The sequence below is a fragment of the Pseudoalteromonas sp. MER144-MNA-CIBAN-0113 genome (assembly GCF_040308965.1).
Taxonomy (GTDB): Bacteria; Pseudomonadota; Gammaproteobacteria; order Enterobacterales; family Alteromonadaceae; genus Pseudoalteromonas; species Pseudoalteromonas tetraodonis.
In genome coordinates this window covers 1-18,554 of sequence record NZ_JBEOOG010000011.1, presented here as the reverse complement: position 1 = coordinate 18,554, position 18,554 = coordinate 1, and the positions used below count along the sequence as shown (strand labels likewise).

The window sequence follows — 18,554 nt, the reverse complement described above, 5'->3', positions numbered from 1 at the left end:
CAGTGATTATTCCAGCATTAGACGTATTACAAAATCAAATTGTACGTTTGTATCAAGGTAAATATGATACCGCACAGTTTTACCCCTTTGAACTTGGCGCTCGCCTGAAAGAATACGCTGACAGCGGCGCGGGTAAACTGCACCTTGTTGATTTAGAAGGGGCACGCGATCCCAGTAAAAAACAATGGCAACATATTCAAGCAGCCACAAAAGCACTGAATGTGCCCTATCAAGTGGGTGGGGGTATTCGTTCAGAGCAAGATGTGAGCGATTGGTTAAAAGCCGGTGCAAACCAAGTGGTTATTGGTTCAATGGCAGTTGAAAAGCGTGAACAGGTTAAAGCTTGGATTGAGCAATTTGGCGCTGAGCACTTTGTAATTGCCCTTGATGTTAATAAAACAGAGTCCGGCTGGGCGCCAGCAACCCATGGTTGGTTAAATGAATCTGAGTTTGGGCTATTTGAACTTATTGATTTTTATGTAGAGCTGGGCATTATTGATTTTTTATGCACGGACATCAGTAAGGACGGCACCATGACCGGCCCCTCTTTTGCGCTTTATGAAGATTTAATTAATCATAATGCAGATATTAAAGTACAAGCGTCGGGTGGTGTGAGTTCATTAGATGATATTAAAAAGCTAAATGAACTTGGTGTTGGCGGCGTAATTTTAGGCAAGTCTTTATTAGATGGTGCTTTTAGCGTAGAAGACGCGCTTAAATTAAGCTAAAAATATAGCTCTAAAAAAGGCACAGGTGCGAGCGCATCTGTGCCTTTTTTGTATAAAACTATTAGTTTATTTATGCTTACCAGGTAACATAGAGCCTAATACGCCATCTTGCTTTATTAAACCATGATAAAGCGCGGCACTAACATGCATAAAGATAAACAATAAAAATGCATAAGCAATTAAACCATGTGCTTCACGGAAAAAAGCATACGTTTCAATATCTTTACTAACTAAGCTGGGCAAAGTAAATAAACCAAAAAAGCTCACATGACGGCCATCAGCGCTTTGCATTAACCAACCAGAAATCGGCATTAAAATCATAGATGCATATAAACCCACTTGGGTTAAATGCGCGGCTAGTGCTTGAGCCTTAGGCACACTCGGTGGTAATGCAGGACTGGTGGTGACGACTTTATTGATTAATCTAATAGCAACTAACACTAACGCTAAAATACCAAATGACTTATGCAGCGCAATGGCCTCTACTTGCCAAACCGCTAAACTTTGTACCATCGACAAACCAAGAAATAACATAGAAAGTATGATTAACGCCATCGCCCAGTGAATAAGCATACTCGACGCTGAGTATTTATTAATTGTTTTCATTCGATATTTCCTGTTATTAATTATTTAAAAGTACTTCTTTAGCACGACGACGAAATGACTCAGCATAAGCCGCGCCACGGGCACGTAATATAGGATCGGCGCTTGGCTCTATCCCTGTAGGAAGTACCAAGGGATCAAAGTTCATATCAGCACACACGCCTCCTTCTTGCGCCTGAAGCCTTGAGATAACTAACGTACCGGCATTTATGGTTTTACGTGATTGAGGCCATAAAACAGTTGGGTTATTTTCATCATCCTCTTCGGTTGCAAAGCTAAACAGCATGTCGAATTTAACGGGGGCTTGAGCAACTTGATCTTTAAGTTGTAGCTGCAATGCATCGGCTGAATCATTATTAAGTGGTTGAATGTTTTCATCACTTAATTGTGGTTTAGCTATCCAACGTACGGCGTGCTTTTTATTATTTTCATCAACCAAATAAAAGGCATTAATACTGTGGTATTGCTCAGTGGCAAAACTGCTGGTTGGTTTATAACTTGCTTTCCAGTTATTAAATGCGGCACTTTCAGGGTGTGCGGCAAAAAAGGCTTTAATTTTTTCAGGACTGCGTTTTTTAGTTACCGGATCAGGGGATAGCGCTTGTAACTGTTTAAAGAACGCATCTGGCGTCGCTACAGCCATAACTGGAGGCGTGTTCATTGCTACGCGCCATTCTTGGTTATCATCGGTAGTTATAGAAAACGCTAAACTGCGCACCGGTGCTTTTAAATCAGGCGCGGTTGGGTTATTGCCCGCAATAGAAAAACGGCCAACAAAAGGAGTGGCCCCTAAATCAAATACCTTTGCTTGCGAATATTTAGCAAGCTCACCGGTAGACTCAAACGACCCCGCTAAACAAATACCTTTTGCATGGGCTCGACGAAAACCCGCATGGGCTTGATCACCTTGTTGTAAATTAACAAAACGCTGCGCAGTAACCGCATCGCTGTTAAAAGCGCCGGTAAAATATAAAATCGTCAGTGCAAATAAAGTGATTATTGCAATTAAGGTGATTTTTTTACTCATGGTAGGATTAGACCTCGTATGATTATTTTCATGATGATTATGTTTGGAATTTTTCATAGTTTTAATTACGTCTTTAAATTAATGGCTAACCATTACTGAGATATGCTTTAGATCGGATAGCTTTTATTTAGTTATACCGACACGACACTCACAAGACCGACCCCAAGCAATTAATATTTCAATTTAATTAATAAAAACCGCACTTTAAGTATTTTAAATTCCAAAAATATAATCTTTATGAGCTGCGCTTTAAAAAAGCCGATTGTTAATTATACTAATGTTGATACAAAGCAAGCATTAGGGTACTGATTTATTACGTTCTACAAAATCACACAAATTAAAACAAAACCGTACAGCAATAATAAACTGTTGAAATTAAAATATTATTTATTACTCACTCGTTATCTACTGCTTTTTTCAAGTAGTAAGTAGTTATAGCTTAATAAACAGCAGTACAGGTAAATTCGAAAATAAACACATTTACGCATTTTATAATTTTGAACCACACAAAAATGCCAACGATTAACACCGCACTTTTTATTTAAGGTAAGCAAGATGATCAATAAACCATGTTTTACTAAATTTAATTTTATTAGTATTGCGCTACTGTTGTTAGCCGGTTGTTCAGATAGCGAAGTCAGCACTCAAAAGCAAAACAAGCCACGCCCTGTTAAGTTAATAACCATTGATGATGGCTCTCAATCAAAAACACTCACCTATCCTGCCACTATAGATACAATAAACAGCTCAAAACTGGCCTTTCAGGTCAGTGGTAAACTTGAAAAGCTCAACGTTATTGCTGCGCAAAACGTAAAAAAAGGAGACGTAATAGCCGCATTAGAGCAACGAAACTTTGTTAATGAGGTTAAGTCGAGCAAAATACAGTTTGAAACGGCCAACAATGATTATCAACGTGGTTTAAAGCTTGCAAAAGACGGTGTTATTTCACAGCGAGATATAGAGCAACTAAAATCTAAAAAAGAAGTGGCCGAATCACAATATGACTCAGCGCAAAAGGCATTATCTGACAGTAAAATCATAGCGCCTTACGATGCCATTGTTGCAGAAGTTCCAGTAAAGCAGCTTGAAAACATCAGTGCTGGGCAACATGTAGTTACCCTATTTGGTAAAGGTGAAATGGAAGCGGTTGTAAATATTCCCGCGTCTATTGTGGCCACGGTAGATTCTAAACAAAACAATGTAGCGACTGTTATTTTACAAGATGTATCGGCTGCGCCTATCCCTGCCACATTTAGACGTGCGAATTTAGAAGCCGACTCAGCCAGTCAAACCTATGAAGTACGCTTTTCGTTTGCTGTACCCAATAACCTTAATATATTACCTGGCATGAATGCCAGCCTAAAAATAGAACGTCAAACAAGTTCAAACGCAACACGACTGGCTGTCCCTACCTTTGCTATTTTTGAAGAAAACGGCCAGCATTTCGTATGGACTGTTGACCAACAAACAATGCAAGTATCAAAAACACTCGTTGCTATTGAGCAAGGTATTGGCGAACAACTGATTATTACTGAGGGCTTAAAAGCAGGTGATGTGATTGTAGGTGCAGGTGCAAACTATGTGACTGAGGGTATGAAAGTACGTCCTTGGACTAAAGCATAGGAGCGCAGTCATGGATTTAGCAAAGTGGACAATAAATAATAAATTAATTAGCACTATACTCATCATTTTAACGCTTGGCTTTGGTTTTTCGTCATACAAAAACATGGCTCGGTTTGAAGATCCCGAATTTATAATTCGCACCGCGCAAGTATTTGTTTCTTATTCAGGCGCGAGCCCGCTTGAGGTTGCTAAAGAAGTGACCGAGCCGCTTGAGCGTGCCATTCAAGAGTTACAAGAAGTCGATACTATATCGTCGACCTCATCAACGGGCTTATCTGAAATTAAAGTAGAAATTAAATCAGAATTTTCGCCAACCAAATCTGAGCTACAAGTTATTTGGACTAAACTCAGAAACAAAATTAACGATACTCGCCCAACACTTCCTCCTGGTACAGGGACCCCCAAAGTGTTTGATGATTATGGCGATGTATATGGCTTAAGTTATTTAATTACTGCCGAAGGTTACTCCCCCGATGAACTGCATGCCTATGCTAAAACGCTACAAAGTGACATTTTACAAGTAGACGGTGTAGCGAAAGTTGCCATGACGGGCGTACAACAAGAGGGAATATTTGTAGAAATTGCTCGAGAAGAGTTAGCCTCTTTAGGTGTATCTATCAATAACATTTACGGTATTTTGGATGAACAAAACGCCGTATTGAGTGCAGGTAATACCCAAATTGGCGATCAACGTATTTTTATTGATCCCACCGGCGAATTAAACTCCGTTGATACCATTAAAAACCTACTGGTAAGTGCCAGCGCTAAAGGTAAAACAATTTACCTAAAAGATATTGCCAATGTATACCGCGGTTTTCAAAGCCCAGCAACCAAGTTAGTGCGCTACAACTCTAAGCCTGCCATATCCCTGGGGGTTGCCAGTGTATTAGGCGCTAATGTGGTAAAAGTGTTTGACCGCGTTGATGATAAAGTAAAGCAAACTGAAAACCTCAGACCGCTTGGCATCAGCGTGCATGAGTTTTACCACCAAGGAAAAGTGGTACAAGACTCAGTCGATAACTTTGTGGTTAATGTATTAGTCGCGCTGGTGATTGTCATGGTCACGCTACTGCTATTTATGGGGTTGCGCTCTGGGATTATTATTGGCGCCGTATTACTGCTAACTATTTTTGCGACACTTGCTACCATGGACTTTAGCGGTATACCCATGCACCGTATTTCCTTAGGTGCGCTTATTATTGCCCTCGGTATGATGGTTGATAATGCGATTGTGGTGACAGAAGGAATTTTGGTAGGCACACAACAAGGGCGTAAAAAGTTAGACATTGCCAGTGAAGTTGTAAAACAAACTAAATGGCCACTACTTGGCGGTACATTAGTCGGCATTGTTGCCTTTGCACCTATTGGCCTCGCACCGGGCGATACCGCTGAATTTACCGGCCATTTATTTTGGGTTATTTTAATCTCTTTGTTATACAGCTGGTTATTTGCCATTACCCTAACTCCCCTGTTTTGTTATTGCTTGTTTAAAGAACAAGATGGCGATACCTCCGGTTCAGCAAAACCTAATAAGCTCATGGCACTGTATCAATCGGTTGTAGTGTCAGCACTTCATCATCGCTGGTTAACGGTTACTGTTGTGGTTGCCATGTTTAGTGTGTCTATGTGGGGTTTTCAATTTGTAAAATCAGGGTTTTTCCCAGCTTCCACCACGCCGCAAATGGTGGTTGATTTTTGGTTACCACAAGGCACCGATATTGAAAAAACCAAAAAAGACATGCTCAAACTGGAAGCGTTTGTAAAACAACAAAACGGCGTTGAAGGCATACAAACGCTTATTGGCGGTGGCGGATTACGTTACATGCTTATTTATGGCAGCGAATCACCCAACAGTTCTTACGGGCAAATTTTAGCTAAAGTCGATGACTATAAAAAACTAGATCAACTCTTACCTAGGGTACAAAACTACATCGATAATAACTTTGTGGATGCGCAAGGCAAAGTATGGCGCTTTGTAATGGGCCCAGGTGGTGGCTCTAAAATAGAAGCCACATTTAAAGGCCCCGATCCGAGTGTATTAAGAGAGCTGGCAGCAAAAGCAAAAGCCATATTAATTGATGATGGCGGTGCGTTATCAATTAAAGACACCTGGCGACAACGCATTAGTGTTATTGAACCACAGTACTCAGCCATTAATGCACAGCGCGCAGGTGTAACGCGCAAAGCTGTTGCTGAAGCACTGCAACAAAACTTTTCAGGGCAAGTGGTTGGGCAGTATCGTGAAGGCGAAGAGCTCATTCCTATTATCGTCAGAGCGCCACAAAAAGAACGCGTAGACATAAACGACATTGGTAACATTCAAGTGCAAAGCAATATCACCGGTGAAACACTGCCTCTTGCTCAAGTCACCAATGGCTTTAAAACCGTATGGCGCGACGGCATATTAAAACGTGAAGACCGTGAATGGACCATAAAAGCCCAAGCCGATCCACTGCCAGGGGAGCTTGCTTCTGAGTTATTTAATAGAGTAAAACCAAAAATAGAAGCCATTGAACTACCACAAGGCTACCGCCTAGAATGGGATGGCGAATATGGTCAATCGAAAGAGTCTAACGAAATGCTGGCCTCAACTATTCCACTGGGTTTTTTAGCCATGGTACTCATTGTTATTGTGTTATTTAACGCATTAAAACAACCTATTATTATTTGGCTTGTGGTGCCATTAGCCTTAATTGGTGTTGTTTTTGGGCTGGTTACTACACAAATCCCATTAGAGTTTATGGGTATATTAGGATTACTGTCGCTCTCTGGTTTATTGATTAAAAATGCCATTGTATTAGTGGATCAGATGGATATGGAAATACGCCAAGGAAAACCACGCTATGAGGCCATTATCGATTCGGCAAATAGTCGGGTAAGACCAGTAATGATGGGCACACTCACCACTGTACTAGGGGTTATTCCACTGTATTTTGATGCGTTTTTCCAATCGATGTCAGTGGTACTGGTGTTTGGGTTACTGTTTGCCACCCTACTGACTTTAATTGTGATCCCCGTACTCTACGCGATATTTATGAACGTAAAAACAGATGAACATATACATAGTTAATTGTTGATCACACTGAATCTTGGTCAAATGTTATGAACACTTTGATCAAGATTCACCCTACTTTAGTCAAAAATTACAGAATAAACGCACAACCATAATGGCAATAAACGCACTTTCTAATTATTATATTAATATCAAACAGCAGTATTTTTAAATTAACGATAACAATTCTACTGTCCGCCCTATATTAAATTTAGTCGCTTTTGTTATTCAATAATAATTGGCTCGGAAACTTTATATGCCATTACAACGCTTACTTATTCTATTTATATCACTGGCGTTAAGTGAAGCCATTATTATGATGTTATTGGCATCATTTGTTACGAAATATACAGGCATCTGGTTTTCTGTAATATTAGATGCCAGCCTTATCTCATTCATTGCTATTATTACTATTCACTACTTATTTAATGATAGTGACTTTGTAAAAAACCAACAATCGAGAACCGAATTCCTAACATTTAAAATAGCTATGATCGTTTTTACGATTGAGGCTTTAGTTATGTTTGCCTTTAATTTTGACGAATTTGTTTTACAGCAATGGCAAGTCATAGCAATTGATAGCTTAATACTCAGTAGTCTGAGTGTGCCTATAATTTACTTTTCCATTATTAAACCTGCCTTCTTGCCCTTACAAGAGCAAAATTCGCAAAAGCTAAACACAACCATATTTACTAGCCTACTGACCTATTTTTGCTCTGCAATTATTTTATATATTGCCTTGTATATGTTTTACGAAAACCAAATACAAACGCGTATAGGTTCTGTTATTCAAAAAGAGAAAAATGAGTTAAAACAAGCTAAATATTCGTTTTTACAACAACTTAATCATGCATCTCGTGATCTGTTAATTCTTAAAAATAATCACCACTTTAAGGAACAGCGTTTTTTTAGTAATGAAAACAAAACACTATTAGAACAGGACTATTTTAATTTTATCACCATAAAAAATTATTACACCCAAATAAGAATTCTTAGCTTAAAAGGCCAAGAGTTAATAAGGGTGCAAAGAGAAAATAACAGTACCGTTATCGTACCTCCAGACAAGCTTCAAGATAAAAGCGATCGATACTACTATAAACGCGGGATAAAGCTCAGCCCTGATGATATTTTTATATCTCCATTAGATTTAAATATTGAAAATGGTCAAATTGAAAGGCCATTAAAACCAATGATCCGTTTAGGCTCAGTGCTAGTTGACAAAAACAATGAAAAGATTGGCTTACTTATAATAAATCTCGGAGGTGTGCATTTACTTAGTCAATTAGAAAATATTTCTAAAAGCTCACTAGGTGACATTATGCTCTTTAATGAAGAAAGTTACTGGTTATTTGGTGATGTACAAAAACAATGGGCTTTTATGTTTGCCAATAAACCCCAGCAACGTTTTCAAGATATCCATCCAGATATATGGCAAGCGATGGAAACTAAAACAAATGGGATCATTGAAAAGGATAACAACATTTATATTTTTGAACACATGACCTTACTAGATCAAGTACCAACACTTGATAATCCGAGAAATAGCAACGGGAAATGGCCCAAATGGAAGTTAGTAAATAAGGTCCCTCTATCACTGATTGAAAACGAATTTAGTAGTTTAAAAAAATTGATTGTTTTGCTCTATCTAGGTGTAATGTTATTAATGATATTTGTTATTTACACCTTTGCTAATCACACTATCGCCAGACGAGAATACGAGGCCAAAGTAGAAAGTTATGCGTTTGTAGATAGCTTAACAGGACTTTATAACCGTAGGATATTTTTAGATAAGCTTGATAAAGAACTAAATAAAGCCCAGTTCAATGAGTCACCATTAGTCCTCATGTATTTAGATTTAGATTACTTCAAGCCAATAAATGATGAGTTAGGCCATGGTGCAGGCGATGAAGCACTTAAAGAAGTTGCAACGCGCATAAAAAGCTGTTTACGTAAGCACGATATTATTGCTCGAATAGGTGGAGATGAATTTGCAGCAATTTTGCCACAGTTAAATGATAAAGACGTGATCTCTGAGATAGCACAAAGAATCATTACAAATATTAGCAAACCATTTATTTTATTTGACCAAAAACGCACGCTCGGAATAAGTATAGGAATTACCATCACAAACGGACAAGCTCATACTAGCTTAGAAGTAAAAACACACGCAGACCAAGCACTTTACGAGGCTAAAAATTCCGGTCGAAACTGCTATCGGTTTTCTAAAGAAACACGCTAATTTTTAGTATTTTATGAATTTAGTATACGGTTTCAAGATTGCGCGTTTTTCCGGAATGAATTATCACTTTTAGTTCTAGCTTTTACCATTAACATAGCGCAAGTTTTATTATATAGTGGAGCCAAGAATTCATTGCATAGTAATGCATTTAGATTCATTCATTAAATTAACTATTCATTTTTATTAAAAATATAACATATCAAGTGCAGTCTATGTGTTTTCTAATGAGTTATACCAATAACAAACGTAATAATAACCATATTACAATCCAGAATTTTAAAAACGAGGTAAGCGCATGTTATCAAAACGCATAATTCCTTGTTTAGACGTAAAAGACGGCCAAGTCGTTAAAGGCGTTAAATTTAAGGGCCATGAGGTAGTCGGCGATGTTTTAACACTTGCTAAAGCGTACAGTGAAGCCGGTGCCGACGAACTGGTATTTTACGAGATCAGTGCAAGCGTTGAAAAACGATTACTCGATGTAAATTGGGTAGAAAATATTGCCCGCCATATCGATATTCCATTTTGTGTAGCGGGTGGCATTAAGTCGGTAGCCGATGCAGCGCGCGTGCTTGAACGCGGCGCTGACAAAATCAGCATTAACAGCCCTGCCATTGCCCGTCCTGAGCTTATAAAAGAGTTACACGATGAGTTTGGCAAGCAGTGTGTGGTTGTCGGTATTGATAGCTTTTACGATGAAACAACCGGTGAATACTTAGTGTATCAGCTTACAGGCGATCCTAATGCCTCAAGCCGTACTCGTTATAAAACCCAAGAGTGGGTTCAGCGGGTACAAGACTTAGGCGCTGGCGAAATTGTTTTAAACTGTATGAACCAAGATGGCGTTCGTAATGGTTACGACAATGAGCAGCTGAGTAAAATACGCGAGCTATGCGACATTCCTTTAATCGCCTCAGGGGGCGCAGGCACAATGCAAGATTTTGTTGATGTATTTAAACAAAGCAAAGTAGATGGTGCACTCGCAGCCAGCGTTTTTCATAAAAACGTGATTAACATTGGCGAACTAAAACAATTTTTAATAGATAACCAAGTGGCAGCCAGATTATGCTAGTAACGCAAGAAAACCTAACTCAAGTTGATTTCGCAAAAAGCGAGATGATCCCTGCGATTGTTCAAGATGCACGCTCTGGCGTTATTTTAATGCAAGGTTTTATGAATAGCGAAGCGCTTGCTGTCACGCTTGAAAGTAATAAGGTTACTTTTTATTCGCGTTCTAAATCGCGTTTATGGACCAAAGGCGAGTCATCAGAAAACTACTTAAACGTGGTCTCTGTGCATACAGATTGCGACTACGATTCAATTTTAGTATTGGCAAACCCAGAAGGGCCAACGTGCCATTTAGGCACGCAAAGCTGTTTTGGCGATGCTGCAAAACCAAGCTTAAGCTTTTTAGCGCAACTTGAAGATGTGATTGTTGCACGTAAAAACGACGATCCAGCTAAAAGCTACACCGCGTCCTTATTTGCTGAAGACTTAAGCCGCAGCTGCCAAAAAGTAGGTGAAGAAGGCGTTGAAGTGGCGCTTGCGGCAATGAAACACGACAACAATGAGCTTACTAACGAATCGGCTGACTTGTTGTATCACTTAATTGTGTTACTACAGCGTCAAGGCTTAGAGCTCACCGATGCAGTTGCTTGCCTACAAGGGCGTCATAAGTAAAACCGCCTGTTACTGTGTGCGCCATTTTGTGGCGCACTCAGTATGTTAAAACCATAAATTCACTTTAAATTACACCTTGCGAATAGCATTTACTTCCTCCCTTAGGTATTCTTTAACTAGGGTCTGTTGACCTTTGCGGATTAAAATTTGTTCAAACTAGGGGCGGTTTAATCGCGGCGCGAGGTTTGCAACCTAGTGGGCTAAGTCAAAACCGAGCAACAAAGAGTAAATCGCCCCTAGGCAGAACCCGAAGGGCAGCGCCTGTTTGGCATTGATGCTGCGTTATCACCTATTTATGGGGAATAACCACACTACATAGGCTCTGCCTTGCCTAAATACCAAACAGACTGCTGCAAATTCAACCTTGAAAGGTCAATAGACCCTAATGTTCAAGGAATAGCTATTACAAAAGGATAGCGCATTATGAAAACCTATATATCGCTGGTATTAACTGGCCTAATTTTATCTGGCTGTAGCAGTTTAACCACTGAATAAAAAGCTAAACTAGATAACCTAACTCCCTGCGAAAAAATGGATGGGCTGATTACCGCCTATGACAATCGCTTTGCAGCGTTAAAAGACACCAAAGTAAAAACACCTTATTTAGATGTGTGGAGCGCAAAGTACAACGTATTTGGCAATAACTGCCAAGTAACCAGCTTTAACAATCAAACCGTGACCTATCGCTGTCAAGAAAACTACAAAGACCAACAACAAGCCGTTGCCATGCATCAACAAGCCGTTGAGCTCACTCGCCAATGTCTAACAAAAAATAGCAACTGGTTAGAAACACAAAAAGAGTCGGAAACCTCTCTGCGCACCACCTTTGTACTTGATGATAAATCGCCGGTTATTTCTGTTTATACCAGCAAAACCTTATCAAAAATTAAAACCTGGTCTACCTCGTTAGAAGTAGGAAAGCCCGTCGCCACTAAATAATTACGAGATAATGTATGCGCCTAACACCCAGTAAACAATCCACTCATTTAAAAACAGACTGTATCGGTGAATGTTATAGAATGAATGGCTACTGTACTGGGTGCGGGCGCACAAGTGACGAAATATTCGACTGGATTATTTTAACCGATGAGCAAAAGCAAGCTATATTGGCCTCCCCTCGTGAAGATGCCAAAAAAGACTAGCTTAAATTTATAACCATTAAGGCGCATTACGTTGTGATGGGTCACGTTTAAAGTCTTTACTTAATCGCTTAGGGTCTAACGCTTCACGTTGTTTGCTAGCACCTTCTGCCCACCAAATTAATTGATTAAACGTGCGCGAAAAATAGCTATCCCACGATATTTGCTCTGCCGCATTATTTGCGTCACCACTTTCAATAAACACGTCTTGCGCTTTTGGTACATGGATCATTGCTGATACCGGCAAACAGCCCAGTTCACTTAAAAAGCTGCGCATACCAACAGCAGCGCGCACGCCGCCCCACTGCCCTGCAGAATAGGTCACAATTGCGCTGGGTTTATAGCCAAATAAAGAACTACCAAAGTGGTTTAGCAAATTAGCGAGTGCCGGACTCATCGAATGATTATATTCAGGGCTCACCATAACAAAGCCATCGCTGGCTTTAATTTTTGCTGCTAAATCATCAAGTTGTTTAGGTACCTCAGCCTGCGTATAGGCAAAGTGCGGTTTAAACACAGGGTCTAAATCATAATCGAGCGGATCAATAAGCTCTATTTCGTGTTCAGAGTAGTGCTCAAGCAAACAACGCTCACATGCTTTTGCTACTCTCTCCCCTAAACGCGCAGGCTTAGGTGGGGTACTTTTTCTAACCGAACCGAGAAAAATTAATAGCTTCATGTAACTGCACTCCTTTTTGATTACAAAAATAAATACCTCAAAAAAGTTTGAGGTATTTACTGTACAATTTAGGCCTTATCAAGCGCTTGGCTTACATCGGCAATAATATCGTCAATGTTTTCAATACCCACCGATAAACGAATTAAATCGCGGCTAACGCCCGCATTGGCCAGTTCTTCATCATTTAATTGGCGGTGCGTGGTAGATGCAGGATGACACGCCAGCGATTTAGCATCGCCAATATTAACTAAACGTAAAATCATATTAAGGGCATCAATAAACCGCGTACCAGCCTCTAAGCCACCGGCAATACCAAAACTTAAAATACCTGACGCCTTACCGTTGGTAATTTTTTGGCTCATTTCGTTATATGGGCTTGATTTTAATCTCGCGTAATTAACCCAAAGCACCTTTGGATGGCTCTCTAAATATTCAGCAATTTTTTCCGCGTTTTCGCAGTGGCGATCCATTCTTAGCCCTAACGTTTCAAGGCCAATTAAAATATCAGAGGCGTTTTTAGGCGCAAGCGCCGCACCGGTATTTCTAAGGGGTACAACACGGCAACGACCTATAAACGCCGCCTCAGCAAACGCATCGGTATACACTACATTATGGTACGACGGATCAGGCTCATTCATCATAGCAAAACGGGTGGCATTGGCTTTCCAGTCAAACTTGCCCGAATCAACAATCATGCCGCCAATAGCGGTTCCATGGCCGTTAATGTATTTAGTGAGTGAGTGCACCACAATGTCGGCACCTAACTCAAATGGACGACAAAGATACGGTGTAGCCACGGTGTTATCTACAATTAAAGGCACCCCTTTGCTGTGGGCAATTTTCGCAAGGCGAGCAATATCGACAATATTCCCAGCTGGGTTACCAATTGATTCGCAAAAAACCGCACGGGTGTTTTTATCAATGGCGTTTTCAAAGCCGTCAAAATCATCGGCTTTAATCATTCGCGCTTCTATACCTTGGCGCGGCAAGCTGTGAGCAAATAAGTTATAAGTACCGCCATACACTTGACTGGTGCTTACAATATTAGTACCCACTTCACATAAACATTGAATCGCATAGGTAATCGCCGCCATACCCGAAGCCACCGCCAGCGCACCAATGCCGCCTTCCATCGCCGCAATACGCTGCTCAAGCACCGCATTGGTCGGGTTCATAATGCGAGTATAAATATTACCCGACACTTTTAAATCAAATAAATCAGCACCATGCTGCGTATTATCAAAGGTGTACGAAGAGGTGTTATAAATCGGCACAGCCGCCGACTTAGTCGTGGCTTCAGATTCATAACCATGGTGCAACGCTAAAGACTCAAGTTTCATAATTTATTCCTTCAATATAGTTACATCTAACGTAGCATTTAATGGTTACAAAGTGCACATGAAATATACTAAAGAATATTGAAAGAAATTGATTGAATGTTATATCTAGCTAAGTGTTCAAACTACCGTTTGCTCATATATTCAATAAAATGAGCCAAGCGCGCATATTACTCCTCTAAGCGTTGCTTAAATACAATAGAAAACTTAGTGATAGTAATATGTTAGGTAATTTGTTAAAACTATATAAAATAGAAAAGTGAGCGCAGCGCTGGTATAAATATGCGCGGTGAGCGCACTATTAAATTGTTAGCCTTTTAGGAGTTCAATTGAACCAAAAAGTAATCTCAATATCATTAGTCTTATTAGCGATTATTGTATTTATTTCATTATCTTTGTCTTTTATGGCGGTACTAGGGCTTATTAGTTGTCTACCTTTCATTGATCAAAATAATCTAACTTTATTACCTGGAATATCTATTGGTTGTGGAGGAATGATTGCTATTTTAGCTTTCGTAAGAGATAGGCACCATCAAAAAAATGATCGTCTAAGAAAGAGCGATGAAATTTATCTTAATATCGCTAGAGAATCTTTCAATGAAGTCTACGACTTATTAAAAGATAAAAATAATGATCGAATTATTTGGGTTAGAGCTTCGCGATTATTGTTACAAGCAATAGCTTTAAAAAATAAAATTGAGACTAATGACATCATTCAAGCTTTCGAGGTCTCAGAAGAGCGACTTAGAACGGAGCTTTATCGTACCTTTTCTATAACCGTAGACGGTGATAAAAATAAACAAGCATTGCCTCCTCAATTCTTTTATGGAATCGATGATTGGGAAACAGAAAAAAATCTTGATGAGGCTGCTATCAAAGGTGGCAGTAAAACTGTATGTGTATCTGTAAATATTCATGAAAACATACCTAGCCCTTCATCTGGTGGTTTAGCTAACAAATCTGTCATTGCCATTTTTGATTTTTTAGAGTTTCCTTTAAGTTACGATGATCCATTAAAGAAAGTAAATGATTGGAACGACGACTGGGCGGATAGTCACGGTATAAACCAAGGAGCAAAACGCTATATTGCACATAAAAAGAGTAATTCTGTAATTGGTGGTAAGCTGTATAAAAAAGGCTAATAAGTCGTTTAAAAGGACAAAAAACAGTTGGCTTTTGCTCCTTCGTCGCTAATTTTAGCCAACAATTTTTGCCTCTTAACGAGGCGTTAAAAGTACAAGGAAATTTATGAGTCTATGCCCTCGCTGTGAACATAAAATAGATGTTTTCAGCTTTTCTTTATCTGCATTCCCGTTTTACTTTAAATGTGCCAATTGTCAGTTGAGATTGAAACTTATCAGCTCAAAATTATTCTGGGCTATATTTTTATTGTATTCAGCAGTCGTGTTTAGATTGATAATGTATATTCAGATTCTCAGTGAGTACGGTTTAGGCGTAATATTAGCCATATTAGGCTGGTTCTTTGTTTACTATAAATCGTCACCTTACATACTCAGCAAAGATAACGTTGCACTATATGGTAGTGACTAGCTAAAAACAGCTTTGTTTTATCTCTTCCTCTAAAAGCGATGCGTCTCTTCGCCCTCTTTGTTAATAAATCACTAAAAGACCTTATTCTACAAAGAGAAGTGGATGGGAGGCTTCGGGCTACGAGGCGCGAGTAAAATGCTAATGCCCATAAATACGCGATATGAAATCGCTGCTACAAAAGACATTTACTGATAAAAACAGTTTTTGCACCACAGAGAATCCCGAGGCGCTTTGCGCTACACAGAGATGGATTGATATCTTTTAAGCATTTCTCTGTGAACTCTGTGTCCTCGGTGGTAAATACTTATTTAAGCTTAACTCTGGCGCAATGTGAGATCGCTGCTACAGGGCAATATATGGCTTTTTTACGTTCACTAAAAGGTCTTATTCTACAAAGAGAAGTGAATAAGCACAAAACACAGTAATAACGTTTACTGGCTCAGACTGAAAAAAAATTGTTGGCTAGCTTGGTTTTTGGCTATTTTTCATCATTTCCAAATAGCGCCCTTCAATGAATTTTTTTTCTTTTGTAAGGTGTTTAAGTGCGTACTGTGTTTTTTCTAGCTCTTGCTTGAGTGTGTCTAACTCCTCACTACTTTCTGGCCCGTCTGTTTGTAACTGCAATTGCTGTAGTAGTTGGTCTTGCTCTGCAATTTGCCTTTTATATTCGTTTAAAGTGTTAAGTAGTCTTGTTTGATCGGGCGTTGAGGATGTATCTGTGCTTGATGTTTTATCACTATTTTCGCTTGCGGTTTTAAGCGCTTCATAATCTGCTTGTAGCTGGTCTTTTTCTTCTTGAAGCACAGTCACTGCATCATATTGTGCATAGAGCTTTTGACGGGTAACTTTTAATTTTTCAACACTTTTATCGAGATCCCCTTTTAGTTTGCGAATTAACTGATGCGAGCGTTTTAATTTTTTATTGAGATCATCAATTAGCTGTTGTTCTTTTTCGGTAACATGATCTTTGGTTGATGAAGTAACCTCTGTTAATTGTTGTTGTAACAGCATTTGTACACTGATTAACTCAGCGATAGTTTTTCGATTATCGTTAACATAGCTCATGGCATTGTCAACAGACTCTCTGCACATAGCTAACGTCGCATCATCCATTGTGCCGTTACTTTTAACCATACTCAACGCAAAAGCCCTAAACTCTCTGAGTATCAGTAAAAGAATATAAAACCACGCGGCTAAAATAAGTAGCCCAAAATTTATAGCAATATAATGATAAACCTCTGGCGGAAAAACGGCATATGGCATTATTTAGTTATCTTAAATTAAGTGTTTATTTACTAGAGTTTAGCGCTGTGAAAAAAATCTGCCATAATAACAACAACATTAAAAAAAAGTTACCTGTGTGAAAATACTTATCGTGGATGACAGCCATGCAACACTTGAAATTGTACGCCGAGGGTTGGAAAAGTTTGGCTATCGAAAATTATTAATAGAAAAAGCCAACAATGCTAAATCTGCGTTAACGCTGATTGGTAGTTGGCACCCCGATATTGTCCTTACAGACTGGCATATGCCTGATATGTGTGGAGTTACGTTATTACGTGCAATAAAGCAAAGGCAACTTAATATAATAGTGGCAATGCTGACCACCGTTGATGAAAAATCTCAAATTGAAGAAGCTATTAGCTTTGGTGCATCCTTTGTATTATCAAAGCCTTTCACAGACGCGCAACTACACGATAAATTATTGCCTTTAGTACAGCTTGTTGAAAATAACGAAATCATCCCTGATGAAATTGAATTAAACAGTGATTTAGCGTTACCAAAACTGTCGCAATTAGAACGATTGTTTCATAAACATATAAGTCAGTCCTTAATCGTAAACACAATTCAACCTCAGGTATTTGATGAGTCTAAAGTACCCTGCGTCATGGCTGTTTATGAGGATCCAAAAAGTCAAAAAGTACGTGCCATTGCCATACTTGATATTTATGCTGCCTGCGTAATGGCAAGTGGCTATAGCAGCTTGTCGGCTGAAGATATCAGTAACTCTATATTGTCAGGCGTTGTAACGAATACAGCATTAAGCGCATGTAAAAAAGCGTTAACGGAAACGGCTTTTGCCTTTTTAGACAAACGAACACGCGTTAGTTTACAAATCAAAACGGTCAAAGTGATTACCACGCCTTTTCGTAAACTCACTTTGCTGTATAAAACACCTGCTGAAAAGCGCATTGATTTTAGCTGCCAGCTTGAGGGCATGGCACAAGGTAAAATTATGTTGGTTGGCATTTAGTAAATTAAACGCACGTATTTACCATTATTAAAAAGTTTATATTTAAAAACACCTTGCTCCTAAAAAAGCGCAGCGTCTCTGCACCCTCATTGTAAATCAATCACTTAAAAACCTTATTCTACAAAGAGAAGTGAATGAGCAGCAAATTAGTAACCTAAACCACCAAACAACCTTGTTTTATACCTTCCTCTGAAAGCGCAGCGTCTCTTCGCCCTCTTTGTGCATAAATCACTTAAAGACCTTATTTAACAAAGAGAAGTGAGAGCTACGAGGCGCGAGTAAAATGCTAATGTCCATAAATACGCGATATGAAATCGCTGCTACGAAATACATTTACTGATAAAAACAATTTTTGCACCACAGAGAATTCCGAGGCGCTTTGCGCTACACAGAGGTGGATTGATATCTTTTAAGCATTTCTCTGTGAACTCTGTGTCCTCGGTGGTAAATGCTTATTTAGGCTTAACTCTGACGCGATATAAAGTCGCTGCTACGAAAGACATTTACTGCTAAAAACAGTTTTTTCACCACAGAGAATCCCGAGGCGCTTTGCGCTGCACAGAGATGGATTGATATCTTTTAAGCATTTCTCTGTGAACTCTGTGTCCTCGGTGGTAAATGCTTATTTAGGCTTAACTCTGA

At 39.3% G+C, this 18,554-nt stretch carries 15 protein-coding genes; 10 read left to right on the top strand and 5 right to left on the bottom strand.

Features of this window, described 5'->3' with window-relative positions:
- Positions 1–2 precede the first annotated feature (2 nt).
- Positions 3–728: a 1-(5-phosphoribosyl)-5-[(5-phosphoribosylamino)methylideneamino] imidazole-4-carboxamide isomerase gene (locus AAEY57_RS04495; protein ID WP_024601329.1), complete on the top strand. Its 726-nt coding sequence runs from the start codon at positions 3–5 to the stop codon at positions 726–728.
- A 66-nt stretch (positions 729–794) separates the two neighbouring features.
- On the opposite strand, the gene AAEY57_RS04490 is transcribed toward AAEY57_RS04495, so the two are convergent.
- Together AAEY57_RS04490 and AAEY57_RS04485 are read right to left on the bottom strand one after the other, a co-directional pair.
- Entirely contained in the window at positions 795–1,334 is a 540-nt protein-coding gene (locus AAEY57_RS04490) for a cytochrome b (protein WP_024601330.1), read from the bottom strand.
- 16 nt (positions 1,335–1,350) lie between these two features.
- Entirely contained in the window at positions 1,351–2,358 is a 1,008-nt protein-coding gene (locus tag AAEY57_RS04485) for a catalase family peroxidase (protein WP_013463290.1), read from the bottom strand.
- Positions 2,359–2,913: 555 nt separating this feature from the next.
- Here AAEY57_RS04485 and AAEY57_RS04480 point away from each other — a divergent pair.
- The 7 genes from AAEY57_RS04480 (at position 2,914) to AAEY57_RS04450 (ending at position 12,094) form a co-directional block, all read left to right on the top strand.
- Entirely contained in the window at positions 2,914–3,981 is a 1,068-nt protein-coding gene (locus AAEY57_RS04480; protein ID WP_016900158.1) for an efflux RND transporter periplasmic adaptor subunit, read from the top strand.
- A 10-nt stretch (positions 3,982–3,991) separates the two neighbouring features.
- Positions 3,992–7,051, top strand: coding sequence for an efflux RND transporter permease subunit (locus tag AAEY57_RS04475; protein WP_013463288.1), 3,060 nt, complete (start codon positions 3,992–3,994; stop codon positions 7,049–7,051).
- 298 nt (positions 7,052–7,349) lie between these two features.
- Positions 7,350–9,272 (top strand): GGDEF domain-containing protein, encoded by a 1,923-nt coding sequence (locus AAEY57_RS04470; protein WP_273002663.1) that lies wholly within the window; start codon positions 7,350–7,352, stop codon positions 9,270–9,272.
- Between the two features lie 295 nt (positions 9,273–9,567).
- A complete protein-coding gene (hisF, locus tag AAEY57_RS04465; RefSeq protein ID WP_033103129.1) occupies positions 9,568–10,344 on the top strand; it encodes an imidazole glycerol phosphate synthase subunit HisF in 777 nt (258 codons plus the stop codon).
- On the top strand, positions 10,338–10,952 hold the full coding sequence (hisIE, locus tag AAEY57_RS04460; protein WP_013463284.1) for a bifunctional phosphoribosyl-AMP cyclohydrolase/phosphoribosyl-ATP diphosphatase HisIE: 615 nt from the start codon (positions 10,338–10,340) through the stop codon (positions 10,950–10,952). Before hisF ends, hisIE begins: the two co-directional genes overlap by 7 nt.
- 531 nt (positions 10,953–11,483) lie before the next feature.
- Positions 11,484–11,891: a hypothetical protein gene (locus AAEY57_RS04455; RefSeq protein WP_350606602.1), complete on the top strand. Its 408-nt coding sequence runs from the start codon at positions 11,484–11,486 to the stop codon at positions 11,889–11,891.
- 14 nt (positions 11,892–11,905) lie between these two features.
- Positions 11,906–12,094 (top strand): DUF1289 domain-containing protein, encoded by a 189-nt coding sequence (locus AAEY57_RS04450; protein ID WP_016900157.1) that lies wholly within the window; start codon positions 11,906–11,908, stop codon positions 12,092–12,094.
- 16 nt (positions 12,095–12,110) lie between these two features.
- Here the strand turns inward: AAEY57_RS04450 and AAEY57_RS04445 are convergent, their stop codons facing one another.
- Positions 12,111–12,770 (bottom strand): NADPH-dependent FMN reductase, encoded by a 660-nt coding sequence (locus tag AAEY57_RS04445; RefSeq protein WP_036954793.1) that lies wholly within the window; start codon positions 12,768–12,770, stop codon positions 12,111–12,113.
- Positions 12,771–12,838: 68 nt separating this feature from the next.
- On the bottom strand, positions 12,839–14,110 hold the full coding sequence (locus AAEY57_RS04440) for an O-acetylhomoserine aminocarboxypropyltransferase/cysteine synthase family protein (protein ID WP_036954795.1): 1,272 nt from the start codon (positions 14,108–14,110) through the stop codon (positions 12,839–12,841).
- A 326-nt stretch (positions 14,111–14,436) separates the two neighbouring features.
- On the opposite strand from AAEY57_RS04440, the gene AAEY57_RS04435 reads away from it, so the two are divergent.
- A complete protein-coding gene (locus AAEY57_RS04435) occupies positions 14,437–15,249 on the top strand; it encodes a hypothetical protein (protein WP_152554833.1) in 813 nt (270 codons plus the stop codon).
- Between the two features lie 871 nt (positions 15,250–16,120).
- Here the strand turns inward: AAEY57_RS04435 and AAEY57_RS04430 are convergent.
- Positions 16,121–16,921 carry a hypothetical protein gene (locus AAEY57_RS04430; RefSeq protein WP_036954800.1) on the bottom strand — a complete coding sequence of 267 codons (801 nt, stop codon included), beginning with the start codon at positions 16,919–16,921 and terminating at the stop codon, positions 16,121–16,123.
- Positions 16,922–17,018: 97 nt separating this feature from the next.
- Here AAEY57_RS04430 and AAEY57_RS04425 point away from each other — a divergent pair, with 97 nt between their 5' ends.
- A complete protein-coding gene (locus AAEY57_RS04425; protein ID WP_024601604.1) occupies positions 17,019–17,912 on the top strand; it encodes a response regulator in 894 nt (297 codons plus the stop codon).
- Positions 17,913–18,554 lie beyond the last annotated feature (642 nt).